This is a genomic window from Cellulophaga lytica DSM 7489 (assembly GCF_000190595.1).
GTDB lineage: Bacteria > Bacteroidota > Bacteroidia > Flavobacteriales > Flavobacteriaceae > Cellulophaga > Cellulophaga lytica.
Map to the genome: position 1 here is coordinate 2,867,042 of NC_015167.1, position 24,823 is coordinate 2,891,864.

27 protein-coding genes are annotated in these 24,823 nt (G+C 31.4%); 13 read left to right on the forward strand and 14 right to left on the reverse strand.

The window, feature by feature from the left end; all coding sequences use genetic code 11:
* Positions 1-185 precede the first annotated feature (185 nt).
* Positions 186-1,481 (reverse strand): D-alanyl-D-alanine carboxypeptidase/D-alanyl-D-alanine-endopeptidase, encoded by a 1,296-nt coding sequence (locus CELLY_RS12620; RefSeq protein WP_013622066.1) that lies wholly within the window; start codon positions 1,479-1,481, stop codon positions 186-188.
* A 105-nt stretch (positions 1,482-1,586) separates the two neighbouring features.
* On the opposite strand from CELLY_RS12620, the gene CELLY_RS12625 reads away from it, so the two are divergent.
* Positions 1,587-1,784 carry a hypothetical protein gene (locus tag CELLY_RS12625; RefSeq protein WP_013622067.1) on the forward strand — a complete coding sequence of 66 codons (198 nt, stop codon included), beginning with the start codon at positions 1,587-1,589 and terminating at the stop codon, positions 1,782-1,784.
* Positions 1,785-1,840: 56 nt separating this feature from the next.
* Here CELLY_RS12625 and CELLY_RS12630 read toward each other — a convergent pair whose 3' ends face one another.
* Positions 1,841-2,782: a LysR substrate-binding domain-containing protein gene (locus tag CELLY_RS12630; protein ID WP_013622068.1), complete on the reverse strand. Its 942-nt coding sequence runs from the start codon at positions 2,780-2,782 to the stop codon at positions 1,841-1,843.
* A 106-nt stretch (positions 2,783-2,888) separates the two neighbouring features.
* Between CELLY_RS12630 and CELLY_RS12635 the strand changes: the two genes are divergently transcribed.
* On the forward strand, positions 2,889-3,362 hold the full coding sequence (locus CELLY_RS12635; protein ID WP_013622069.1) for a Dps family protein: 474 nt from the start codon (positions 2,889-2,891) through the stop codon (positions 3,360-3,362).
* 78 nt (positions 3,363-3,440) lie between these two features.
* Here CELLY_RS12635 and CELLY_RS12640 read toward each other — a convergent pair whose 3' ends face one another.
* The 5 genes from CELLY_RS12640 to rluF all read right to left on the reverse strand — a co-directional run bounded on the left by CELLY_RS12640 (position 3,441) and on the right by rluF (position 7,270).
* The gene (locus CELLY_RS12640) at positions 3,441-3,863 is read right to left on the reverse strand and encodes a DUF2141 domain-containing protein (RefSeq protein ID WP_013622070.1); all 423 of its coding nucleotides are present in this window, start codon (positions 3,861-3,863) and stop codon (positions 3,441-3,443) included.
* Positions 3,864-4,149: 286 nt separating this feature from the next.
* Positions 4,150-5,049 carry a metallophosphoesterase gene (locus CELLY_RS12645; RefSeq protein WP_013622071.1) on the reverse strand — a complete coding sequence of 300 codons (900 nt, stop codon included), beginning with the start codon at positions 5,047-5,049 and terminating at the stop codon, positions 4,150-4,152.
* A gap of 54 nt (positions 5,050-5,103) precedes the next feature.
* Positions 5,104-5,700, reverse strand: a complete 597-nt coding sequence (locus tag CELLY_RS12650) for an FMN-binding negative transcriptional regulator (protein WP_013622072.1) — start codon at positions 5,698-5,700, stop codon at positions 5,104-5,106.
* Entirely contained in the window at positions 5,701-6,540 is an 840-nt protein-coding gene (locus tag CELLY_RS12655) for an endonuclease/exonuclease/phosphatase family protein (protein WP_013622073.1), read from the reverse strand.
* Complete coding sequence (gene rluF / locus CELLY_RS12660) at positions 6,533-7,270, reverse strand: 23S rRNA pseudouridine(2604) synthase RluF (protein WP_013622074.1); 738 nt, start codon at positions 7,268-7,270, stop codon at positions 6,533-6,535. The genes CELLY_RS12655 and rluF overlap by 8 nt, the downstream gene beginning before the upstream one ends.
* A gap of 227 nt (positions 7,271-7,497) precedes the next feature.
* Here rluF and CELLY_RS12665 point away from each other — a divergent pair, with 227 nt between their 5' ends.
* The 5 genes from CELLY_RS12665 (at position 7,498) to CELLY_RS12685 (ending at position 10,681) form a co-directional block, all read left to right on the forward strand.
* Positions 7,498-8,820: a 2TM domain-containing protein gene (locus tag CELLY_RS12665; protein WP_013622075.1), complete on the forward strand. Its 1,323-nt coding sequence runs from the start codon at positions 7,498-7,500 to the stop codon at positions 8,818-8,820.
* Positions 8,821-8,853: 33 nt separating this feature from the next.
* On the forward strand, positions 8,854-9,159 hold the full coding sequence (locus tag CELLY_RS12670; protein ID WP_013622076.1) for a 2TM domain-containing protein: 306 nt from the start codon (positions 8,854-8,856) through the stop codon (positions 9,157-9,159).
* Entirely contained in the window at positions 9,159-9,491 is a 333-nt protein-coding gene (locus CELLY_RS12675) for a 2TM domain-containing protein (RefSeq protein WP_013622077.1), read from the forward strand. Before CELLY_RS12670 ends, CELLY_RS12675 begins: the two co-directional genes overlap by 1 nt.
* A 1-nt stretch (position 9,492) precedes the next feature.
* On the forward strand, positions 9,493-9,834 hold the full coding sequence (locus CELLY_RS12680) for a 2TM domain-containing protein (protein ID WP_013622078.1): 342 nt from the start codon (positions 9,493-9,495) through the stop codon (positions 9,832-9,834).
* Between the two features lie 91 nt (positions 9,835-9,925).
* Complete coding sequence (locus CELLY_RS12685) at positions 9,926-10,681, forward strand: LytR/AlgR family response regulator transcription factor (RefSeq protein ID WP_013622079.1); 756 nt, start codon at positions 9,926-9,928, stop codon at positions 10,679-10,681.
* Between the two features lie 92 nt (positions 10,682-10,773).
* Here CELLY_RS12685 and CELLY_RS12690 read toward each other — a convergent pair whose 3' ends face one another.
* The gene (locus CELLY_RS12690) at positions 10,774-11,958 is read right to left on the reverse strand and encodes an LETM1-related biofilm-associated protein (protein WP_013622080.1); all 1,185 of its coding nucleotides are present in this window, start codon (positions 11,956-11,958) and stop codon (positions 10,774-10,776) included.
* A gap of 143 nt (positions 11,959-12,101) precedes the next feature.
* Here CELLY_RS12690 and CELLY_RS12695 point away from each other — a divergent pair, with 143 nt between their 5' ends.
* From CELLY_RS12695 to CELLY_RS17105, 4 genes are all read left to right on the forward strand, one after another.
* Positions 12,102-12,779 carry a DUF4331 family protein gene (locus CELLY_RS12695; protein ID WP_013622081.1) on the forward strand — a complete coding sequence of 226 codons (678 nt, stop codon included), beginning with the start codon at positions 12,102-12,104 and terminating at the stop codon, positions 12,777-12,779.
* A gap of 21 nt (positions 12,780-12,800) precedes the next feature.
* Complete coding sequence (locus CELLY_RS12700; protein WP_013622082.1) at positions 12,801-13,496, forward strand: hypothetical protein; 696 nt, start codon at positions 12,801-12,803, stop codon at positions 13,494-13,496.
* 74 nt (positions 13,497-13,570) lie between these two features.
* Entirely contained in the window at positions 13,571-14,848 is a 1,278-nt protein-coding gene (locus CELLY_RS12705; protein ID WP_013622083.1) for a tetratricopeptide repeat protein, read from the forward strand.
* A gap of 230 nt (positions 14,849-15,078) precedes the next feature.
* Positions 15,079-15,222: a hypothetical protein gene (locus CELLY_RS17105; protein WP_013622084.1), complete on the forward strand. Its 144-nt coding sequence runs from the start codon at positions 15,079-15,081 to the stop codon at positions 15,220-15,222.
* A gap of 157 nt (positions 15,223-15,379) precedes the next feature.
* Here the strand turns inward: CELLY_RS17105 and CELLY_RS12710 are convergent, their stop codons facing one another.
* From CELLY_RS12710 to CELLY_RS12735, 6 genes are all read right to left on the reverse strand, one after another.
* Complete coding sequence (locus tag CELLY_RS12710) at positions 15,380-16,180, reverse strand: anti-sigma factor (RefSeq protein ID WP_013622085.1); 801 nt, start codon at positions 16,178-16,180, stop codon at positions 15,380-15,382.
* Between the two features lie 4 nt (positions 16,181-16,184).
* Positions 16,185-16,715, reverse strand: a complete 531-nt coding sequence (locus CELLY_RS12715; protein WP_013622086.1) for an RNA polymerase sigma factor — start codon at positions 16,713-16,715, stop codon at positions 16,185-16,187.
* An 80-nt stretch (positions 16,716-16,795) separates the two neighbouring features.
* Complete coding sequence (locus CELLY_RS12720) at positions 16,796-17,374, reverse strand: superoxide dismutase family protein (protein ID WP_013622087.1); 579 nt, start codon at positions 17,372-17,374, stop codon at positions 16,796-16,798.
* Positions 17,375-17,480: 106 nt separating this feature from the next.
* Positions 17,481-18,128, reverse strand: coding sequence for a hypothetical protein (locus tag CELLY_RS12725; RefSeq protein WP_013622088.1), 648 nt, complete (start codon positions 18,126-18,128; stop codon positions 17,481-17,483).
* Positions 18,129-18,181: 53 nt separating this feature from the next.
* Positions 18,182-21,388: a VPS10 domain-containing protein gene (locus CELLY_RS12730; protein ID WP_013622089.1), complete on the reverse strand. Its 3,207-nt coding sequence runs from the start codon at positions 21,386-21,388 to the stop codon at positions 18,182-18,184.
* Between the two features lie 48 nt (positions 21,389-21,436).
* Positions 21,437-21,997 carry a PepSY-associated TM helix domain-containing protein gene (locus CELLY_RS12735; protein WP_034644403.1) on the reverse strand — a complete coding sequence of 187 codons (561 nt, stop codon included), beginning with the start codon at positions 21,995-21,997 and terminating at the stop codon, positions 21,437-21,439.
* A 155-nt stretch (positions 21,998-22,152) separates the two neighbouring features.
* Between CELLY_RS12735 and CELLY_RS12740 the strand changes: the two genes are divergently transcribed.
* Both CELLY_RS12740 and CELLY_RS12745 read left to right on the forward strand, forming a co-directional pair.
* Positions 22,153-23,280: a vWA domain-containing protein gene (locus tag CELLY_RS12740; RefSeq protein WP_013622091.1), complete on the forward strand. Its 1,128-nt coding sequence runs from the start codon at positions 22,153-22,155 to the stop codon at positions 23,278-23,280.
* 75 nt (positions 23,281-23,355) lie between these two features.
* On the forward strand, positions 23,356-24,822 hold the full coding sequence (locus tag CELLY_RS12745) for a MoxR family ATPase (protein ID WP_013622092.1): 1,467 nt from the start codon (positions 23,356-23,358) through the stop codon (positions 24,820-24,822).
* The last annotated feature ends 1 nt before the right edge of the window (position 24,823 follow it).

Here is a 24,823-nt window from a genome sequence, read left to right on the forward strand (position 1 = left end):
CTGCAATAGTATAATAAAGGATAAACCCTTTAAGTGTAGATTTACAGATAAATAAAAAAATACTGTTGTCTGCTTCTAGTTTGCTTGTGTTGTTTGTTTTATCAAGTAAAATATTGTAAGTAGGTAGGCAATACTTATTGTTACTATAATAATCATTATTTAGTTTTTTGCTTGTGAATACGTAATTAATACGTATCTCTTATTAATTCTAAAACAGTTTGCATTTCTTTTTTTACATCAGAAGTTTTTGTCTTAAAATGGTTGTTCATAAAGCTAAAAATTAATGTTTTACCAGATTTGGTAATTAGGTAGCCACTTAAACTATAGTTGTTACCTAAACTACCAGATTTTGCATAAATGTATGGTGTTGGGTTGCCTTTATACCAGTTTTTTAGGGTTCCAGATTCGCCACCAACAGGAAATAAAGATAACAATCTATTTCTAGGAACCTCATGATACATTTTATTTAATACGTGCACAAAAGATGTTGGTGTAAATAAATTGTATCTAGAGAGTCCAGAGCCATCTACCCAACGTGGTTGCTGTTGCAAATCTGCTAAATCTGTTGTTAAAATATGTTTTATTGCCTTGTTTACATTTAAGGTGTCAGACAAAGTACTAGATGCCATAACTAATAATTGTTCAGCTAAAAAATTATCGCTTACATACATCATACGCTGTGCAATACTATCTGTAGCTATACCGTAAAGTGTAGTTTTATCTGCAGTTATTGGGATATTGCTAATGTTTATTTTTTTAGTAGTTACTTTTTCTAATAACGCTTTTGTAAGTGTATTACCAGTTTTAAACGGAATTTCTAAAGTATCATTTAAATTGGGGTTTACATAAAATGTATTTTTTACTAAATCTCTTTTAAAATTAAAAGGTGTAACCTGTATACTATCATTAAAATACTTAGGGTATGTAGTTAAATATCCTTTTTTATATATACTTAGTACATTACCGTATAAAGGAAAAGCACTACGTTCTGGAGAAAAATAGGTATCAAAATCTTCCCAAGCCCATCCGCCACCAAACTTGTCTGATGTAAAATTGTTTAGGTGTAAAGCAATGTTTTTCTGTTTTTTTAAAAAACGTATAGCTGTGCTATCCTTAAAATAAGGATGTAATGTTATAGGGTTTCCGGTACCTTGTATGTATGTGATATTGTCTTTTATACTATATTTTAATAAAGGGCTATACTCTGGCAGTAATTTTAAGGCAGTATAAAGCGTAAATATTTTTGTATTACTGGCAGGTGTAAAATATTTGGTGCTATTTTTTTCAAAAATAGTTTTGTTGCTCACTGGGTCATAAACTTTTATACCTATAAAGTGATTTTTTAAAAGACTGTTACTAATTATAGTATTAGTGTTTTTTGAAATTTTTTGTTTACTACTAGCACAACCAACCAAAAACATCAAAATTATACAATAAAGAAAACTTCTGTAGTTCTTGTAAAATATGGTATTGTAGGTCATTACGTATTATTTTTTTGGATAACTATGATATTTAACACTTTATTTAGATACTTTTTTCAAGTTTTATCGTTAAATTTATGGAATAATAATTTAATAATTATAAATATGGCAAGAGCAATGTTTGATTACACTAAAACTGTTTTGCAAAAAGTAAGTTTTGATTCTAAGTTGTTTTGCAAAGAGCTAGAAAAAGCAATTTCAAGATTACTGCCTTATGAGGTAGATGAGCTTAAAGTCTGGTTAAATTCTTTTACTACAGATAAACCAGAACTAAGGCAGTGTATGATTTACATCAAAAAATAGTAAATACTTAAAAAGCCACCATTAAGGTGGCTTTTTTTATTTGTTAACCTATGGTTTTATTTGTTATTAACTGGACTAATAATTTTTACATCCTGAAAAGCAATTGCACCACGTACCACACTTGTAATAACATCATGAAGTGCATTGGTAATTTGTATTTTAAGTTCTTTTTTATGGTAAATTAAACTAACTTCTCTTGCAGGAGACGGAGCTTCAAAATGCTTTAAATTTTCTTTCTTTTTGCTATCTAATTCAAGAGTGTTTAAAAAAGGTAATAAAGTCATTCCTAAACCTTCATTAGATAAGTTTATTAAGGTTTCAAAACTTCCACTTTGTAATCTAAAATGATCTACAACATTATTTTTAGGCGACTTACAAAGGTTTATAACACCGTCTCTAAAGCAATGGCCATCTTGCAATAATAAAACATCATCAATATCTAAATCTTGTGGTGTTAGCTTTTCTATATTAGCTAGCCTGTGTTGTTTAGGTATGTACCCAACAAATGGCTCATAGTACAGCGGTTTTTCTTTTATAAACTCTATTTCTAAAGGAGTAGCAGCTATTGCAGCATCTATTTGCCCGTCTTGTAAATTTCTAATAAGAGTGTCTGTATTTTGTTCTTTAATTACTAAGTTTACCTTAGGAAACTTAGAAATAAATGCCTTTAAAAACATTGGTAGTAGTGTAGGCATAATGGTAGGTATAATACCTAAAACATATTCACCACCTATAAATCCTTTTTCTTGGTCTACAATATCTTTAATACGGTCTGCTTCGTTTACAATATTTTTTGCTTGTTCTACTATTTTTTTTCCAACTTCTGTTATAGAAATTGGTTTTTTACTTCTGTCAAAAATCTGAATGTCTAGCTCATCTTCTAACTTTTGTACCTGCATACTTAAAGTAGGTTGTGTAACAAAGCTTTTTTCTGCGGCAAGCGTAAAGTTTTGGTATTTGGCAACTGCCAATACATACTGTAGTTGAGTTATTGTCATTCTTAATAGGTTAAAGCTATAAAATTATAAAAACAAATGATTTTAATCATCACCAAAAATACTAAATACTTACTAACTTTGTTGTATCACAAAAAGGATAAATATTATGGAATTAAACAGTATAGGATTAGAAGTAGAAAAAGCTAAAGAGCTAAACAGTAAATTAAATGTTTTATTATCTAGTTTTCAGGTTTATTACCAAAATTTAAGAGGTGTTCACTGGAATATTAGAGGTAGACGTTTTTTTGATTTACATATGAAATTTGAGGAGTTATATACAGATGCAAATGAAAAAGTAGATATGATTGCAGAGCGTATTTTAACCCTAGGAGGTAAGCCCTTGCATACATTTGAAGATTATATGTCTATATCTAAATTGCCTGTTGGTAAAAATATATCTGTAGATGTAGAAGCTATAAAATTAATTGTAAACTCTTTAAAAGAGTTATTAGTTATTGAGCGCGATTTATTAGAGCTTTCTGATGATGCTAATGATGAAGGAACAAACTCTTTAATGAGCGATTTTATTGCTGAACAAGAAAAAACAATTTGGATGATGAATGCTTGGTTAGAAGAATAGATGGTTGTAACCAAATTGTACGTAAAAAAGGAGATAAATAATTTTATCTCCTTTTTTTTATTCTTTTTTTTATAAATACTAGAACCTAAGTGCAAACTCTAAATCTGTATCTACTACATTAAATTTGGCTTCAGAAAATGTTGGTGGACCGTATGGAGTTGGTGATCCAGAAATGCAATAGCTTTCTTTAGGCATACCATTGGCCTCTCTGTCCATTTTTTTGTTATTGTTTTCATCATGCATTGCTAAAATAGCATACTCACCAGGTTTAACATCTTTAAAAACTATTGTTACCTTGCCATCTTTTATAGTGGTAATTTTATCTTGCAGTCCTCGTCCTCTCATAAAAGTTTCTGAAGAGTGTAAACCAGCCATAACTGTGCCGTCATCATTTAAAACGTTGTCTATTGTAACGGTAATTGTAAATGTTTCTGTTTTGGCTTGAGCTGTTGCTATAATGCTTGTAAAAAATAATGCTAAAAGTAATCCTAAAGTTCTCATAATGTTTGTGTTTTTATTGTTGATTATGACACAAAGATGCAGCACTACTTCAGTTTTTTAAAATGTAATAAACCCAATTGTAATTTTTTTATACTGAATTGTAGATTGTTTGTTTTAATTGACCAAATATGAAGAATAGAATGTAGAATATAGAGAATAGAATATAGAGAATAGAATTTAGAGGATAGAATATAGAGAATAACTTAAAAGTAGAAAGTCTAAAAAGTTTTGTGTAATGCTATGAAATAAAAAAAACAGGTGTTGTGGGGGAAATGAAAACCTATTTTTAATCTAAAAAAGAACGGTTGTAGCTAAACGGATTGCTTTTGTTTGGATCTACGGTTACTTCTACAGCTCTGTGTCCGCCATCTATTTGTACGCGTGTAATATTTTTTTCTGGCCAAGGTTTGTTGGTAAACCAAACGTGTCCGTCTCCTTGCAAATAAAGTATAGGTTTGTTAAACTCAGCTGCACTGCTTCTAAATACATTAGTAAAAGTATTAAACTTTGTTGCGTCTCCTTCAGTAATATTTGCGTGTCCAAAAACAACAACAGCATTTACATTGTCTTTTTCTGCTTGCAGGTGTTGTTGCACCCAATTGGCATCATCTGTTAACCTTGTTTCCCATTCGGTTTGGTTGTGCACATTACTACCTACTATATTAATACCTAAAAAAAGAACTTTATTCTGTATCCAACTAAAATTTTCTGGGCGTTTTTGTTGGTAGGTAATAGTAGGGCTAAAGCTCCAGTTTGTATTAAATTTTAAAAAGTGTTTGTTCCAATAGGCTAAACCTTGTTCTGGGTTTGTACAGTCGTTATATTCATTATCACCTAAAACAATAAAAGTAGGGGCCGTAAATTGCTTTAAAAGGTTGCTTACATCTACATACACATCTTCTGTACAAGCCTCTGCGCCTGGCTTTATATCTCCAACGTGAATTACAAAACTAGATTTAGCTTTTGCATTATGTGCTGCAATTACTTTGGGTAAAGAATCTCTTTGAAAATCATTATAAGGCACATCACCAATAGCAGTAAAAATAACTGGTTCTATAGTTTTTGGGTCTTCATTTGGTTCACTACTATCATTGTTAGAGTCACTAGCGCAAGACATAGTTTGTGTTGCTAAAAATACAAATACTACGAGTTTAAATAATAAAGGTTGGCGGTTAATGATTATCATACTTAAAAATACAAAATAAAATGGTAGTTGCTTGACTTACAGTAAGAACCCGTGTTATTTTTTCATATGTTTAGCAATTTCCTTGGCACTTGGATCTCTTTTTTCTAACTCTTCAATTATTTTTGGTTTGTCTTCTTCTCGTGTTTGTGATAGTTTGTACGTTGCTTGTATGTCTGTAATTTCAATCTCAAAAGCAACAATACCATTTACTTGTGCTAATGTACCTTTAGATAGGTTGTTTAAATGTAACGGGCATTCTGATGCTTGCTCGTACTTATCAACCAAATTATGCAATCCTTCCATAGCTGTATCTTTGTCTACAATGGTAATTTTGCCATAAATGTGTACAGCAATGTAGTTCCAGGTAGGTACTTCCTCGTTTTTGTACCATGATGATGATACATAACTATGTGGTCCATTAAAAATACATAGTACTTCTGGTGTTTCTTTAAAATTATGCCATTGCGGATTAGCTTTAGCAATATGCCCTACAAGTATATCCTTGCCGTTTTTTGTATGTAACTCTAAAGGTATATGTGTAGCCCAAGGCTTACCATTAGTTTGGTTTACTAAAATGCCAAAACTATTATTTTTAATAAAGTTTTTTACTTCTTCTGTATTATTGTTTTGGTAGCTTGGTGGTATGTACATTTATTCTTTTATTACTGTTGCTAATACGGGTAAATGGTCTGATATGTGTTTGTTGTTATCTAGCCTGTCATCTATAACTTTTACAGATAAAACGTTTAGGTTTTTAGCAAAAACATAGTCTATTCTGTGGTCTAAAATACGGTTTGTAAACCCATTAAAAGTACCTTTTGGTCCGTAAGGAGTAGTTAAGCTATTTGTATAACTGTCTGGTATGTAGTTTGTAATTGTAGTAATAGCCTCTGTGGTAGGTGTTACATTAAAATCGCCCATTAAAATAACTGGGTAGTTTTTGGTGTTTAGGTTCTTTATTTTTTCTACAATTAATTTGGCAGAATTTTTACGAGCTTCTACACCAATATGGTCAAAGTGAGCATTAAAAACCCAGTAATACTGTTTTGTTTTTTTATGTTGAAATAGCCCGTAAGTACAAATACGTTCCATTGCAGCATCCCAACCAACAGAAATTTTGTTAGGTGTTGTAGATAGCCAAAATGTATTAGATTTTATAACCTTAAAATTATTTTTATTGTAGTAAATGGCACTGTATTCTCCTTTTTGTTTACCATCATCTCTACCAACGCCTATGTAATTATAGTTAGGTAAATTAGAGTCTAAATAACTAACCTGGTTATGTAAACCTTCTTGTATGCCTAAAAAAGACGGACTATAATGTTGTATTAGAGCTGCCATTTTAGCTTTACGAAAATTCCAGTTGTTTATGGTATCACTAGTATTGTCATACTTAATATTGTATGTCATTGCTTTTACAGACTGGCACAGAGCTTTTGTAGTAGTAAAAGAAAATATAAGTACTAGTACAATAATAATTCTTTTATTCATCTTTGTAGGTTTTAGCAGAAGTTGATACTAATCTATTAATTTCTTTTAATTCTTCTTTAGTAAACTCACGGTATGTACCAACAGGCATATCTAAAGAAATGTTCATTATACGCACACGTTTTAGTTTTACAACATTGTATCCTAAATACTCTGTCATTCTCCTAATTTGTCTGTTTAAACCTTGAGTAAGTATAATTCTAAACTCGTATTTACTTAATTTTTCTACTTTACATTTTCTGGTAATAGTATCTAAAATAGGAATACCGTTACTCATTTGGTGTACAAAATCATCTGTAATAATATTGTCTACTTTAACAATGTATTCTTTCTCGTGATGATTTCTAGCGCGTAGAATTTTGTTTACTATGTCACCATCATTAGTTAAAAAAATTAAACCTTCACTAGGTTTATCTAATCTACCAATAGGAAAAATACGCTTAGGGTAATTTATATAGTCTATAATATTATCTTTTTCTACACGTGTATCTGTAGTACAAACAATGCCAACGGGTTTGTTAAATGCTAGGTACACAAAATCTTCTTTAGACTCAGATATTAGCTCTCCATCTACACGTACTTCATCTGTAGGAATAATTTTGGTGCCCATTTCTGGTATTTTTCCGTTAATGGTTACACGCCCTTGGTCTATAAGCTTGTCTGCCGCCCGGCGAGAGCAATAACCAACTTCACTTAGGTATTTGTTAATTCTGGTAGCCTGTATTTCTTTCATTATAATAACTTCTATGGTAGCAAAGATAGTAGATTGTTTTACTTATTACCTCTAAAAGTTATGGGTTTTGTTGCTTACAAAGGGGTACTGCGTTAGTTTTTTACAACTCATCTGCAAATATTTACAATTGGGTTTTAAATTATTTGTGTTAAGGAACTAATACCCCAACTTTGTAGCAGATAAGAACAGTAAATATTTACTAAATTAGAGCCAAATCAGATTTTAAAATGTTCAATATAAAAAAGATATTAAAAATAAGTATTTACATAACAGTTGTAATATCTGTTATAAATGTACTTGGTAGTATAGGTGATGGCTTTTCATTAATAAAAACATTGCGTGGTATAGCAATTACCTTTCTTTATTCTTTTGTTTTAAGCGTGGTAAATTCATACTACTTTCAATATATATCTAACATTTATAGCTGGGAAGAGCAACCTAAAAAGAGATTGTGGCTTGGTGCATTAGGGTCTGTAGTACTAACAGTTATTGCTTTTGCAATTGTAAAATTTATAATTGCTATTGTGCTTTTTGGTACTAGCGTAGAGTACTATGTAAACAACCAAACGTTGTCTCCTTATATGATAGCTATACTAATATCTATAGTGGTTTCATTAGCATTGCATGCTTATTACTTTTACAAGTACATACAAGACTCTAAAATAAAAGAACAAAAAATAATAGCAGGTACAGCATCTGCAAAGTTTGATGCTTTAAAAAATCAGTTAGATCCACATTTTTTATTTAATAGTTTAAATGTGTTAACTAGTTTAATAGAGGAAGATCCTTTTCAGGCTCAAAAGTTTACCACATCATTATCTAAAGTATACAGGTATGTATTAGAACAAAAAAATAAAGATTTGGTAACTGTAGATGAAGAGTTGCAATTTGCTAAAACGTACATACGCTTATTAAAAATGAGATTTGAAGATAGTATTGTTTTTGAAGTACCTGAAAAAAGTAGCAATCCAGATGCCAAAATAATACCGCTATCACTGCAATTATTGTTAGAAAATGCAGTAAAACACAATATAGTATCATCTAACAAGCCTTTACATTTAAAGGTAGAAGAGATAGACAATATGCTAATTGTAAGTAACAATTTGCAAGAGAAAAAAGTAGTTAAAAAAAGTAGTGGTGTTGGACTAAAAAACATACACCAACGCTACCAAATGTTAACAGACAGAACAGTAATTATTAATAAAGGCGAAACAGAATTTAGTGTTCATTTGCCAATTTTAACCAAACAAGTATCAACTATGGAAACGCAAAAAGTACATTTAGACGAAAAACGCTATCAAAGAGCAAAAGAAAGAGTAGAAAAAATTAAAGGATTTACATATAACCTAGTAGCATATTGTTTTGTTATCCCTTTTTTAATATGGTTAAACTACCAAACAACAGATTTTCCTTGGTCGGTTTTTCCTGCCTTTGGCTGGGGATTAGGGCTTACAGCACACGGTATGGAAGCCTTTGGCTACAACCCATTATTTGGTAAAAATTGGGAAAACCGTAAGATTAAAGAATATATGGAGGACGATAAATTTTAAAAAAGAAATAATTAACCAACTAAAAATACAACTATGGAGATTAATACTAACCAAGATAAATACACAAGAGCTAAAGAGCGTGTAAAAGATGAAAAAGAGTTTTATAACAAAGTAATTTCGTCTGTATTTACAATAGCTATAGTAGCATCAATTAATTATTACCTAAACGAGTTTAGCAACCCTTGGTTTTTGTGGGTAGTATTAGGCTTAAGCATTAGTCTTATTTTTAAAGCAATAAAAGTATTTAGCTTTTTTCCGTTTATGGGTAGAGACTGGGAACAAAAGAAAATTAACCAGTTAATGAAAGAGGAAGAAGAAACAAGTAAAAAATGGAGGTAATGGAAAACTATAATGAGCAATACAGAAACGAAAAGCTAGAGAGGGCTAAAGAAAAAATAAAAGAATTAAAAGGCTTTTACATACATTTTACGGTTTATGTTATTGTAAACCTATTTATTTTAGGATCTATTGTTGTTAACTCTGGATGGGATGCCTTTTTTAATATAGGAACATATTTTACTCCGTTCTTTTGGGGATTAGGTATAGTAGGACACTATTCTAAAGTAAGCGGCTCATTACCATTTTTTAGTAAAGATTGGGAAAACCGTCAGATTGAAAAGTATATGGAAAAAGAAAAAAGAGAGTCAGAAGACTTTTTAAAAAAGAAATAAGATGAAAAAAGCACCATTAAGTAAGTTAGAAAGAGCAGAGAAAAAAGTAAAAGAAATTAAAGATTTTTACAACCATTTGGGATGGTTTTTGGTAGTAAATATTGTAGTGCTAATTGTTAGGTTTAGACTGTTTGATATTTTTCCTGTAGAATCTATTTCTGTAGGAAAAAACATCTCTACTTGGATAGATGTTAATATGACGGTAATGCCATTACTTTGGTTATTTGGATTAACCTGCCACGGACTATATGTTTTTAAAGATAAGTTCCGTTTTTTTAAAGATTGGGAACAACGACAAATTGAAAAGTATATGGAAGAAGATGAGCAAACAAAATACTTGTAGTAAGTAAATAAAATTAATTTTTAAAAAGTAGAATTGGCATCATTAATATAATTTTTTTCTATTTTGCCATCACCATAAAATAACCAAACCAATGAATGTAATAATTATTGAAGATGAAAAACCAGCAGCAAGAAGACTAAGTAGGTTGCTTGCAGAATTAAATGTAACAGTCTCTACAATGTTACACTCGGTTGAAGAATCTATAATTTGGTTTAATGAGAATGATCATCCAGATTTAATTTTTTTAGACATACAATTATCTGATGGTTTGTCTTTTGAAATTTTTGATCAGGTAAATGTAAAAAGTGCTATTATTTTTACTACTGCTTATGATGAATATGCACTACAAGCTTTTAAGTTAAATAGTATAGATTATTTACTAAAACCTATAGATGATGAAGAGCTAGAAGTTGCCGTAAATAAGTATAAAAATATGACTGCTTCTAAAACTAAAATAGCTGTAGATTTTGAAGACATAAAAAAGCTACTTGTAAACCCAATTGAACGTGAGTATAAAAAACGATTTACAGTTAAAGTTGGGCAGCACATAAAAATTATTAATGCAGACGAAATAGAATGTTTTTTTAGTGAAAACAAAGGAACCTATGCTGCTACAGCAGACGGTAGAAATTACTTGTTAGATGTTACCTTAGAAAATTTAGAGTCTGAGCTAGAACCTAAAAATTTCTTTAGAGTAAGTCGTAAATTTTACGTTAATGTAAACTATATAAAAGATATTGTATCTTACACAAATTCTAGGCTAAAAATTGTATTAAATAAGTATAACGACTCAGAAATTATAGTAAGCAGAGAAAAGGTAAAGGACTTTAAGTTATGGTTAGAATAAGGTAGTTTAAATTACTGGAATTAAATTACTTGTTGTATTTAAATAACTAAGCATAAGTTTTATCTATATTAGCTTTTTTGTATAATTATAGCTTATTCTTCAATTCGGTTTTCATCAAAAGAAGAAGGTAGCAATTTAGGAATTAATTTAATAAAAATAGGTAGTAATATAGCACCTCCTGGTAACATAAATATTGCTAAAGAAGGTATACTTTTAAAAATATCTAATAGTTGGTTTTGTACTTTTCTCTTTTCTTCTACACTTAAATTTGTAGTAGTAGATTTAGATATTAATGCAACCAACTCTTTACTTTCTGCTAATTCTTTTTGTAACCTTTTGCTGTTTCTTAATATTAATTTGTTAGCAAATTTTGATGTGTTTTCATAAAATTTTTCAGCTAAATTATGGTCTTTTAAATGCGGAATTTTCTTTGCATTTTCCTTAAAAAAAACAGCAACTTTTTCAATAGATTTTTTAACCTTATTTTCTTCTAAATTTAGATCTTTTGCAATACCAAAAACAAACTCAGATTCTTTGTAGTCTAATGTTAAATCTTCCCAAGCTGTCACGCAAATTATATCCATCAAATATTGGTATACTTCAGCCGAAAATTTATTAACCAAACGTTCTCTGTAATGCGCATCAAAATGATGATAATCGTCTGGTAAAAATGATAATGAAGCAATAAATAAATAGCTTAAACGCTCATCATATTTTTGCTGTTGCTTAGAGTTTAAAGTGTGGTGAACTAAATTTATTAGAATATACTCTAGCTCTTCTGCATACTTTTTTAGATTCTTTTCTTCTTTTAAAAAACGTTTAAAAAGTAATACATCAACAAAAAGCAAGGTGTTTGTAACAGAACTTCCAAAGGTTTTGTTTATTAAATTATCCTCTAAAAAAACTCTAGATTTTAGTATAGCCTCTAATTTATTACTCGCTTTTGAACCTGTAAAAACTTTATCAAAAAAGCTAGAATTTATGTCTAAAGCTTCATAAAAACGAATAGTTAAATCTATAAAATTGGCATAATTATAATCCTTTTTTTCTAATAAATATGTGAAATATAATGCGGAAATTAGGTTGGCTTTTGCATTTTCATCTTCTGTTGGTGTATGGGTAATTGGTATAAAATGTAGCCATTTTACGTGAATTCCATATATAAAACCTGTAGTACAAAGACTACGGTATAAGTCATTAAAATTAGAGTAGACAACAGTACTATTGGTTACTATTTGTCCAAACTTATCTATCCAACCAGAAGCAGACGGGTTCATAACTTATTTTTTTGCTAAACTATATATTGTTTAGTTGCAATTTAGGGTTTATTTCTGTTTAACAAAATTTTAACAATTAAAAACCAAACCCTACTTTTTAAAGCTCCGTAAGTAGGGGTGAATTATAATTAAAACATACTACAATGAGAAAAAACAGAAATTTATTAGTTATATGCTTACTAGCAATAGTAGGTGTAGTATTGGTAGCGGCAGATCATATAGATGCACCGTCTACTACAGGACAAACTGCAGATATTGCAGATTTTTATGCTTTTGAGCCTACAGAGGGATCTGACAATACCGTATTTGTAGTAGACTTACAAACCAATGTTTTACCAGATTTAGCTTACGGTACTTTTGATGAAGGTGTACTAACAGAAATTAATATAGATAAAGATGGTGATTTAGTTGAAGATTTAGTAATACAAGCTATACCAAGAGACGGTGTTATGTACTTTTTTGGACCTATAGCACCATCTGCTACTGGTTTAAGTGGTGAGGTTATGGTAGACGCTCCATTAGGTTCAGTTGCTATATCTGGTGCTACTGCTACGGTAGAAGAACTATCTAATGGGGTAAAACTATTTGCAGGCCCAAGGCAAGATGCTTTCTTTTTTGACTTTACACAGTTTAATGCAGTTATAGGCGGTATGGCTCCAGAAGGTTTTAAGGCTGTAGGTGAGTCTACAGATACTTTTAATGGTGCAAATACAATGTCTATTGCAATAGAAATTCCTAACACTATGTTGGGTACAACCACAGCTACTAATGCTTTAGGTTTAGAAGTGTACAAAACTTGGGTAACTACAAACAAAAAATAATAATACTAAAAACTTACAATTATGAAATTATATAATATAAAACACCTGGCCTTAGCTTTTGGAGCTGCATTAACTATAGCATCTTGTTCTGATGATGATAATGGAGATATGCAAATGGAACCAGAAATGACCGATTTTTCTGGAACATACACACAGGTAGACCATATGGGTAGACCTGGTATTAACACAGTTTTGTCTTATGATGTAGAAGGGCAAGCAAGTGTTAAAGATGCTCAAAATGTTACAGTACCTTCAGAAATGGGTGCAATGTTTCAGGCTGGTTTTGAAGCTAGGCTAGAGCAATACCATGATGTTTATGCAAATTTATTAGGAGCAGATCCTGCAGATGTAAACTACGAGAACAATATTTTAGGTTTAGACGCTGCAACATTAACGGGTTATTTAGCAGCAGATGTATTAGAAGTTGCTCCTAATTTACCAACTACATATTTTAATCCAGGTACAGATAATGATGGTGATGGTAGAGTTCTTGTGCCAGATGGGGATGAAGTTGCTTTAACCGGAAGATTAATAACAGATGACGTTATTGATGTTTCTTTAATACTACTTTTTGGAGGAGAAGAAGGAGACCGTTTTAGTGGTCAAGACACAGATGGTGATGGTACAGCAGATTTACCTCGTTTAACATCAGATGGTGTTAGCTTAACAGCAACAGTTTCTACTGATTTTCCTTTTTTAGGAACTCCAGAAAACTAAACACGTACTAATTGCAAGGGAGGTTTAACCTCCCTTTTACTCAACTTATTTTTAACTCTACAAAATTTTAAAAAATGAAAAATTTAGCCTTATATATACTCTTAATTACTTTTGCTTCTTGTAATTTAGATGGTAATACAACAGTTACAAACGCAGAAGATTATAATGCATTTTTAAAGGTTGATGCAGAAAAAACAACATCAAGACAATATGAGTTGTGGAACTCAAAAATAAAACCAGATAGTATGCAAATTGCCAGTTTTGGTATGGTTGCACAAGAATATAATAGGTATTTTAAAAACACTGGTAAAATAGAATATCTTAAAAAGGCAGAACAATGTTTAGCAAGAGCTGTAGATGTTGCAGCAGTTAATAAAGCAGATTTTTATAGATCATTAGGGCGTAATTATATTTCTCAGCATAGGTTTAAAGAAGCATTGCAAATGGCACTGGAAGCCCAAAAAATGGGCAGTGGAGTAACGCAAACGCAAAGTCTTTTGTTTGATGTATATATGGAGTTAGGCGATTATGATAAAGCAGAGGAAACTTTATCTCTCTTAAAAGATAAAAATAGCTTTGGTTATTTAATTAGGATAGCAAAATGGAAAGACTATAAAGGAGATTTAGATGCTACTATAGCTTATATGGAAAAAGCTAAACAGCTAGCAGAAATGTCTAACAATACCAATTTAAAAATATGGTCTTATACTAATATTGCAGATTATTACGGTCACGCCGGAAGAATTAAAGACTCTTACAATTACTATTTAAAATCTTTAGAATTAGAACCTCATAATGCATATGCTAAAAAGGGAATTGCATGGATTGTTTTTTCATACGAACGAAACCCAACAGAAGCACTACGCATTTTAAACGCAATTACAAAAAGTTATAATGCTCCAGATTATTATTTACTAAAGGCAGAAATTGCAGAATTTCAAGAAAATAAAGTAGAGAAACTTAAAAATATGGATAGGTATGTAAAGGCTGTGGCTAACCCTTCATATGGTGCTATGTACAATGCATACAATGTTAACTTTTATTTAGATTATACAGATTTGTATAGTAAAGCTTTAGATATCGCTAAAAAAGAAGTGAATAGTAGAAAAACTCCAGAGTCTTATATGTTGCTAGCTCATAGCTTATATAAAAAAGGAGATGTAGCTAATGCTGTTGCTATTATAGAAAAGCATATAGAAGGCAAAACTTTTGAGCCTCATATTTTATACAGTTCTGCAGAAATTTATAAGGCAGCAGGAAAAACAAAAAAAGTAAAAGAATTAAAAGAAGAATTAATAGATGCAATTTATGAATTAGGTCCTAATATGGAGAAAAAAATTGCTCAATTATAATTTATTACAAGTACAACTTTTGTAGAGTTTAGTTGTAGGTTGTTGCTAAAGAGTACCAAGGCACTTGTGTTTTGGTGCTTTTTTATTTATAAAATTTTAAGATTTTTTTATGTTAATATACTAAAACAACAAAATTACAGTTTTAATAAAACCACTTAACCTAAAACTCCGTATGTAGTGAAAATAGGTGCAGCATTATAAATGCAACAACTATTAAAAACATATTTGTTATGGAATATTATTTTTTTACACTTTGGATTGCCGTAATGGCGTTTTATTGCTACAAGTTGTTTGCAGCACACAAATCTTTAAAAAAAGTAGAGTATAATAATGCTCATAAATTAAAAGAAAAACAGATTAAAATACATAAATAGTGTATTCTTTAAACTGATTAAAATATGTTTGTTTAACATTTATTGGTTTTGTTAAATATTAAAGCTCTGTGTTTACAGAGCTTTTTTTGTACCCAATATTATGTAATTAAAAAATCCTCTAGAAATAGAGAATTTTTTAATGTATGATAAATAATTTTTATGAGCTAGCGGCTACACCCAATGTGTATAATTGCTCTAGAGTAGGAGACTCGCTACCACCTGCAGGCTCTAAGGTAATACCAAAGGCTTCAGAGTTGTTAGCATTTGCTAAAGCAAATATTTTATTTTCATCTCCTTTAAAGTCTTCAAGTAGTCCTAAGCTAGTTGGAGTTAAAGGATTAAGTTTTAAAGACCATACTTGATACACAAAACCATCTGGTGGCTCTGGTAATCCTTTGGCATCTATAAATACTTTTTGTTCTTTTTTGTTCCAGTATGCTTTTGCATAAGACTCTGGCGAAACTGCTTGTCCGCCTAAAGCAACAACATCTATATTTTTGTCTCTAATTGTATTTAGTAAATCTTGTGTTTCAATTAAAGAATTATTTGCATTATCTATTTTAGATTCTAAGTCAATTTTTTCTTGTGAAACTACTTCTATTTTAGATTCCAAATCTTTATTTTGGTTGTACATCCAAAGCATACCGGCAGATAAAACCACTGCAGCAGCCCAGCCTGTATACGTGGCCCAACCAGATTTTTGTTTTGGTAACTGTACAACTTTAGTATTATCTTCCAAATTTAGCCTACGTTTAATAGCAGTAAACATATTACTATCTAATTTAGGAGAAGCAGATTTGCTAAGTGCTAATATAGAGGCTTCTATGGCTTCTATTTCTTTTTTAAGTTCCGGATGCTGTTCAGCATCATTATGTATTTGCAAGTTTTCTTCTTTAGAAAGCACACCTGCAACATAAAGTTCTAGTTTTCCGGACGCTATGTATTCTTCAATGTTCATATCCCTATCCTAATACATTTTTTCTTAATTGCGATATGCAACTTCTGTTTCTTGTTTTAATAGTACCTAAAGGAATATTTAATTCCTCTGATGCTTCTTTTTGGGTATAGCCTTTAAAGTATAACATTTCTATTATTTGTACACACTTGTCTTTTAAGTTAACTAAAAACTTTTTAACTCCAATGGCATCCATTTTATCATCTAGGTTATTTTTATCTTCTAAGATACTTACGAAGTAATCTGCAGATAGGTTTTGTTTGCTGTTTTTGTGGGATTTAGAACGCACTTCATCTATAGCAGCATTGCGAGCAATGTTTAAAATCCAAGTAAAAAACCTCCCTTTAGACGCATTGTATTTGTCTGCATTATTCCAGATTTTTACAAAAACATCCTGACATATTTCTTGAGATATATCTGAGTTTTTTACAATTGTATTTATTACACCACAAATGTTTTCAGAATACATATCATATAATTTTTCAAAAGCTTTTGGGTCTTTATTCTGAAATTGTATAACTAGGGTCTCTAATTGCATATATTGTATTTACAGTTGTAAGATAATATAAAAAAGCTACATTTTAGTAGCTTTTTTATAAAGTAATATGTTTGTTTTATTTATTCAATAATTCCTGCGCAACTTACTCTTGCACCAGCATTACCACTAGGTTGAGATGTAAAATCGTCTACACCTTCATGAACTATTATTCCTTTTCCTAGAATATTTTTTTTAGGATCTTCACAACCTAAACACCATTCATTGGTGCTAAATTTAATTTCAGAATTACCGTTATTGTCAGCAATAAAATTTCCAATATCTCCTTTATGGTATCCGTCTTTATCTCCCCATTTTCCGTGTTTTTCAAAAGTTGGGTTCCAGTGTCCGCCTGCAGATTTACCATCATCAGAAGAGCAATCTGCTTTTTCGTGAATATGTATGGCGTGTTCACCTTCTTTTAAACCTGTAAGGTTGGCAACCATTGCCACTTTGTTGTTATTTTGGGTAAAGGTAATTTTACCAGTAACATTACTGTTACTTTTAGGCTCCAATGTAATTGTTAGTGTTTTTGATTTCTCATTATCAGGAATTACAGTGGCTTTTGTTGTAGAAGTTTCCTCTGTTTTTTTATTTTGATTTTTACAACTGTATGTAAAACTTATAAAAAGAATTGATAGCGTTACTATTATTTTATTCATCTTGTTATGGTTTTCAATTAATACAAAATTTTTGCACTAAACTAAGAGTAATACCCTTAAACCGTTAACTCATAAAAAGTAAATGGTAACGCTATCAATAAAAAAATTACTTTTTAGCTAAAAATACTTTACCTTTAATTTCAACCTCGCTCCAAGTTTTGCTTACACCATCTGCTCCAGTATGTAAAGCTTCACAAGCTTTGTTTATAGATGCAACTGCGTCTAAAGCATTCCAATCTTCTAAGTTCATTATACCAGTAAAAGTATATTTATTATCTGCTAATTTTTCTGTTGTTAATGGTACAGTGGCAGTTTCTCCGTTTAAGGTAACTTCTAAACTACTTTTATCACCATCTGTTTTTAAAGTTCCAGAAATTAACTCGGTGTTTTTCATTACTCCAAAAAAGAATTCTAAAATTTTTGGATCTCTTGTTCCTGTACCATCATTGGTAAATAAACTGCTCACAGGTATACTAAATTCTGTACCGTTTAATGCTTCTAAAGCAGTAGCGCCAGTATTAGATTTAGTAATGTTAACAGTTTTAAATGTACCACCTACACCAATTTTATCTGTAGTTTTATATGCCGTAAAACTTGCCTTTGTAGAGTCTGCAACTAATGAGTATTGAGACTCAGTTTCTGCGTGAGAATGATCTGCATTTTCACCCTCATGAGAATGGTCTTTTTTAGCATCTTTACAGCTAAAAGTGGTAACAGCTATTAAGCCTAAACATATTAATTTTATCTTTTTCATAATACTATAATTTAATAAAGTATAAAGGTAAAAAATCTATTACTCTTATCCTTTTAATTAATTGTAAAGGTTTTAATTTCTTTAAAAGAATTGGTTTCTAAATTGCTAATTTTTGCTTTATAAGGATTCCATTTTTCTGTAAAAAATGTATTTGTTTTTTCTAAAGCAGTTTCTAACTCTTTTTGTGCAAATTGCATTAGGTTTTTTTCTGTAACTGTAATTCCGGTTTTTCTACTACGTACATAACTACCAGCACTCCCAATTCTTTGCATAACTGTAATTTCTGGATTTCTGGTTATACCTTGTCTTTTGTCTACTTTACCAATATAAAGAGCTATAACAGCATCAATTTCTTTAACTATAGTCTTAGAAGCTTTTATTTCTTCTTTATATTTTTCTTTGTTTAAAGTACTTAGGTCTGCTTTATATTTATTGGCCGTATTTTTACTTTCTACCAATTGTTTTACTGCATCTGCTGCAGTTTGGGTATATTTTGCAAGTATTTTATTGGCAGCGTACACTTCTTTAATTGCTGTATTAGAAACGTTTAACCTTGGGTCTGACTTTACAGTTAGCATTGTTTCCTCTGTAGTAGTTCCGTAAGTTAATTGTACTTTGTATGTGCCAGGCAATACACGTTGCCCGCTTGGTTCTCTTTTAGATTTGCGTATGCTACGCGATGGTCTTTCTGGCCCTTTTTCAGACATATTCCAATAAAAACGATGTAAACCTGTTTTTTTAGGAGCTTTTACTTTTATAGTACGTATTAACTCATTACCATTAAAAAATTGAAACTGTAATGAATCTTTAGAAACTACACCATCTTTTTTAGCAGGAGTATTTTCTTTTTCTTCCTTTTTGTCATCAGTCTCTGGTTTTTCTGCTTTTTCTTTTTTCTTATAAAAATAGGTTAGCATTGCACCACCTTTTTTATTTTCTCCGTTAAATAACGCGTCTGCACCAAATCTGCTACCTGTAGGTTGTTGGTAAGCTGCTTGGTAGGCAACAGGAGGAGTAAATAAAGCTACATCTTTAGTAAGTACAGTTTTGTTTTTAGCAATAGCTCTTAGAGGTCTAATGTCATCTAAAACCCACGCGGCTCTACCAAAAGTACCAATAACAAGGTCATGCTCTCTTGGATGTATTACTAAATCTTTAGTAGATACGGTTGGGTAACCTTCTGTCCATTTTTGCCATTTGTTACCAGCATCAAAAGAAATGTACAAACCATCATCTGTACCTAAGAATAATAGGTTTGGTGTTTCTGGATCTTCAATAATAGATAACGCATAACTTTTTACATCATTTTCATCTACAATTCTTGTCCAAGTTTTACCATAATTAACGGTTTTGTATACGTAAGGTGTGTAGTTAAACCTGCGGTAATCATTAGCAACCAATAAAGCTTCTCCTTTATTTTTGTTTGATGCTTTAATTTGTGGTATCCAACTACCTTCTGGTAATCCTTTTATGTTTTTGGTTACATCTGTCCAGTTGGCACCGCCATTCTGTGTTACATGTACGCGGCCATCATCTGTACCAACCCATAACATATCTTTTTCTACAGAAGAAGGTTCTATTACTAAAATAGTACAGTGGTTTTCTGCACCGGTAGCATCCATAGTTAAACCTCCACTTTCGCTTTGTTTTTGTTTTTCTGGATCATTAGTGGTTAAATCCGGAGAAATAACCGTCCATGTTAAGCCTTTGTCTGTTGTTTTATGTACAAATTGGCTGCCAAAGTATGCAGTAGAATTATTAAAAGGATCTTGCCCAATTGCAGAATTCCAGTTAAACCTTAATTTAGTTTCAGCATCTGGTGGAGTAGGCTTTACAGAATAATTGTTCCCTGTTTTCCAATCATATCTAGATACACTTCCTTGCTGACTCATGGTATAACCAAATTGAGAATCATCTAAGTCTGGTACAACATCAAAACCATCACCAAAAGAAATTTCTTGCCAGTAGCTATTTCGTATACCTTGTGCTCTCCATACAAAAGCAGGTCCGCGCCAAGAGCCATTATCTTGCATACCACCATAAACGTTGTAAGGGTACTCATTATCTACGTTAATATGGTAAAACTGTGCAACAGGTAAATTGCCAATAAATCGCCAAGATTTACCGCCGTCTTTGGTAATATTTAGTCCGCCATCATTACCATCCATCATAAACTGTCCGTTTTCTGGGTGTATCCACCACGCGTGATGATCTGGATGTACGCCATTATCTGCACCATAAGCTGGCATTAATTGGCTAAAGTTTTTTCCGCCATCTTCAGATACATTTATATAAGTAAAAACAGAATATACTCTGTTTTCATTCTGTGGATCTACATAAATTTCTGAGTAATAAAAAGGTCTATTTCCTATATCAGACTTATCATTAATTTTTTTCCATTTAAAACCACCGTCAGTAGATTTGTATAATGCATTTTTTTTAGCTTCTACCAATGCATAAACTACATTAGGTTTGTTGCGTGCAATAGCAATACCTATTCGACCAAGTTCACCTTTTGGTAGTCCGTCTTCTTCAGTAATTTTTTTCCAATTTTTACCACCATCATGTGTCATATATAAACCACTACCAACACCACCAGATTTAAAAAACCAAGGATCTCTTTTGTGTTCCCACATTGCAGCAATAAGCTTGTTTGGGTTTGTAGGATCCATAACCAAATCTGCAACACCAGATTTGTTATTGGTAAATAGTATTTTTTTCCAAGTAATACCACCATCTGTTGTTTTAAAAACACCACGTTCCGGGTGCTCTCCCCAAGGAGAACCAATTGCACCAGCGTAAACAATGTTTGGGTTTGTTGGGTCTATTACAATTCTATGTATATGTCTGGTTTTTTCTAAGCCCATTGGCAACCAGCTTTTACCGCCATCTAAAGACTTGTAAATGCCATAACCACCATTTAAACTGTTTCTAGGGTTACCTTCTCCTGTACCTACCCAAATTACAGAAGGGTTGCTTTGTTGTATGGCAACAGCACCAACAGAAGCGGTAACTTCTTTATCAAAAATAGGATCCCATTTTATACCTCCAGAGGTAGATTTCCATAATCCACCAGAGGCTGTACCTGCATAAATAATATCAGGATTACTGTGCACAGCATCTATAGCAGTTACACGGCCGCTCATACCTCCAGGGCCAATGTTTCGTGGTTTTAAATCCTGTACATAGTCCATTTTAAAGTCTTGTGCAGACAAGCACAAAACAGCAAAAAAGAATAAAAGTGAGTGTAGTTTTTTCATTTTTTAGAGTTGTTAGTTGATTTTAAAAATAAGTAATATTGATTTAAGTTATTGATTATTAGTGGTCTTTATTTTTTTTATCTTCTTAGGGTTTATCCATAATATAATGCCACTTATACTAATAAATATGAGCCCTAAAGCAAGTATGGTAGAATATAAAAGCTTAAATATTGATGCATCATTTTTTATAAAATAATCTACAATAGATCCATCGTGTATCATTTCTATAATAGTATCTGTACGTTGCTTTACAGATACAACTTTGCCTGTATAGCAGTTAATTTGTAACTCTGTAAAATGCTCATCAAACCTAATTTTAGCTATACCTTTTTTTGGTCTGTAATCTATACGGTCTATTAGTGTAGATAATTGTAAAGAATCTACATACGCTATGGCATTTTTTTCAATGGTTTCTAAAGAAACAAGGGTATGGTTTTTTGTAGTTATTTTATGGGTAGCAGGTTTTAAGTAAAGTTCGCTTTTCCAGGCAAGCAAAGCTCCTGTAGCACTTATAATTAATATAAAAGCAACCAAAATTATAGCTACAGTTTTATGTAGATTTCTGTATAAACGAGTGCTTTTTGCGAGTTTGTTAATCTTAATTTTCAATAGGAACTTATTTAAAGTTTCCGAAAATAACGAAAACCGCACTAAAATTTCATAATAATATGTTAACAAAGCAAGCTTACATTTAGCAAACATTTAATACAAATAGGTTTTTTGAAAACAGAAGTTTATTGAAAAAGCCGTATTTTTATACTTGTATGAAGAATGATAAAATAAACAGAAAAGGTTTTGTATTTAAGCAATACAAAGCCCCTTCACAAACTCCGTTTGAAAAGCTTTTTGAGATTTTTAAAGAGCTAATTACACATACATCTGGAGATTTTGATGAAGCTATAGATTGGTTGCGGGAGTTAGATAAAGAATATAAGCTTACCACAGAAGATTATACTATTGATGATTTTATAGAAGATCTAAAAGCTAAAGGCTACATTAGAGAAGAAATAAAGCCAGATGGTAGTAATGGTACAGCAATTACAGCTAAAACTGAAAGAGCAATAAGGCAGGCTGCATTAGATCAAATCTTTGGAAAAATAAAACGTAGCGGTTCTGGTAACCATAAAAGCAAAGGTGTTGGAGCTGGTGATGAGCATACTGGAGACTTTAGAAATTACCAATTTGGAGATGCCTTAGATAAAGTGTCTATGACAGAAAGTCTACGTAACGCACAAGTAAATAACGGTATTGGTGACTTTAGGTTAACGGAAGATGATTTAGTGGTTGAAGAAACTATGCATAAATCGCAAATGAGTACCGTACTTATGATAGATATTAGCCATAGTATGATTCTCTATGGCGAAGACCGTATTACCCCTGCTAAAAAAGTTGCAATGGCCTTGGCAGAATTAATTACCACGCGTTACCCAAAAGATACATTAGATATTCTTGTTTTTGGTAATGATGCTTGGCCTATAAAAATTGCAGATTTACCATATTTACAAGTTGGTCCTTACCATACAAATACTGTTGCTGGTTTGCAATTGGCAATGGATTTACTCCGAAGAAAACGTAACACCAACAAACAAATTTTTATGATAACAGATGGTAAGCCTAGTTGTTTGCAAATGCCAGATGGTACATATTATAAAAATAGTGTTGGTTTAGATGAGAACATTATAAATAAATGCTACGGTATGGCGCAACAAGCAAGAAAGTTACATATACCTATAACAACGTTTATGATAGCCCAAGATCCTTATTTAATGCAATTTGTAAGGGAGTTTACACAAGCAAACCAAGGAAAAGCATTTTATACAGGTTTAAAAGGACTTGGAGAAATGATTTTTGAAGATTACGAAACCAATAGAAAAAAACGAATTAAAGGATAAAAAGAATAAAGAGAATAGAAATAAGATAATTACAATTAAGTCAATTTTCTATAATCTCTTTTCTAAAAATAGAATATGAAAATAGATACAATTAAAACACTAGGCGATTTAAAAAAAGCTGGATACCAAAGTAAATCTATAAAAGATGAGTTACGAGATAATTTAATAGAAAAAGTTAAAAATAAAGAAGCAACATTTACAGGTATTCACGGGTATCAAAATACTGTTATACCAGAATTAGAGCGTGCTATACTTTCTAGACATAACATAAACTTATTGGGTTTACGTGGGCAAGCAAAAACTCGTTTGGCTAGGTTAATGCTTAATTTACTAGATGAATATATACCAGTGGTAAAAGGATCTGAAATTAATGACGATCCCTTACAACCAATTTCTAGATATGCTGTAGAACTTATTAAAGAAGAGGGAGACAATACACCCATTACTTGGCTACACAGAAGTGAACGTTTTGCAGAAAAATTAGCAACACCAGATGTTACTGTTGCAGATATTATTGGAGATGTAGACCCTATAAAAGCAGCCAATTTAAAACTTAGTTATGCTGATGATAGAGTAATACATTACGGAATGATACCACGTGCTAACCGTTGTATTTTTGTTATTAATGAGCTACCAGATTTACAAGCAAGAATACAAGTTGCACTATTTAATATTTTACAAGAAGGAGATATACAAATTAGAGGTTTTAAATTACGTTTGCCTTTAGATATGCAATTTGTTTTTACAGCAAATCCAGAAGATTATACAAATCGTGGTAGTATTGTTACGCCGTTAAAAGACAGAATAGGCTCACAGATTTTAACTCATTATCCAGAAGACATAGAAACTGCTAAAATTATTACAGCACAAGAAGCTAAGTTAGATAGTAGACAGTCTGAGGCTGTTATGGTTCCAGAACTAGCAAAAGAACTGTTAGAACAAATTGTTTTTGAAGCTCGTAAAAGCGAATATATAGATGCTAAAAGTGGTGTAAGTGCAAGGTTAAGCATTACTGCTTTTGAAAACTTATTAAGTACAGCAGAGCTTAGAGCTTTAAAAACTGGTGATGATAAAACAACAGTTAGACTTAGTGATTTTATAGGCATTATACCAGCAATAACTGGTAAGGTAGAGTTGGTTTATGAAGGTGAGCAAGAAGGTGCAGCAAGTGTGGCTTATAACCTAATTGGTGATGCGGTACAAACATTGTTTCCAGAGTATTTTCCTAAAATTGAAAAACTTAAAAAACAAGAAGATGTTAGTCCGTATGACAGTGTAGTGTCTTGGTTTTTTAATAACGAAGCTGGTTTTGAGCTTTTAGATGATTTAAGAGATAAAGAGTATAAAAATATGTTAGATGCCGTTTCTCCTTTAGATGATTTGTTAGGGGAGCACCAGCCTAAGTTAAAAAAAGAAGAAAGTTATTTTGTAAAAGAGTTTATACTTTGGGGCTTGGTACAGTTTAAGCAATTAAGCAAATACAGATTTACAGAAGGTATACAGTTTAAAGATCCTTATAGTAGTTATATAAGCGGTTTGTAAT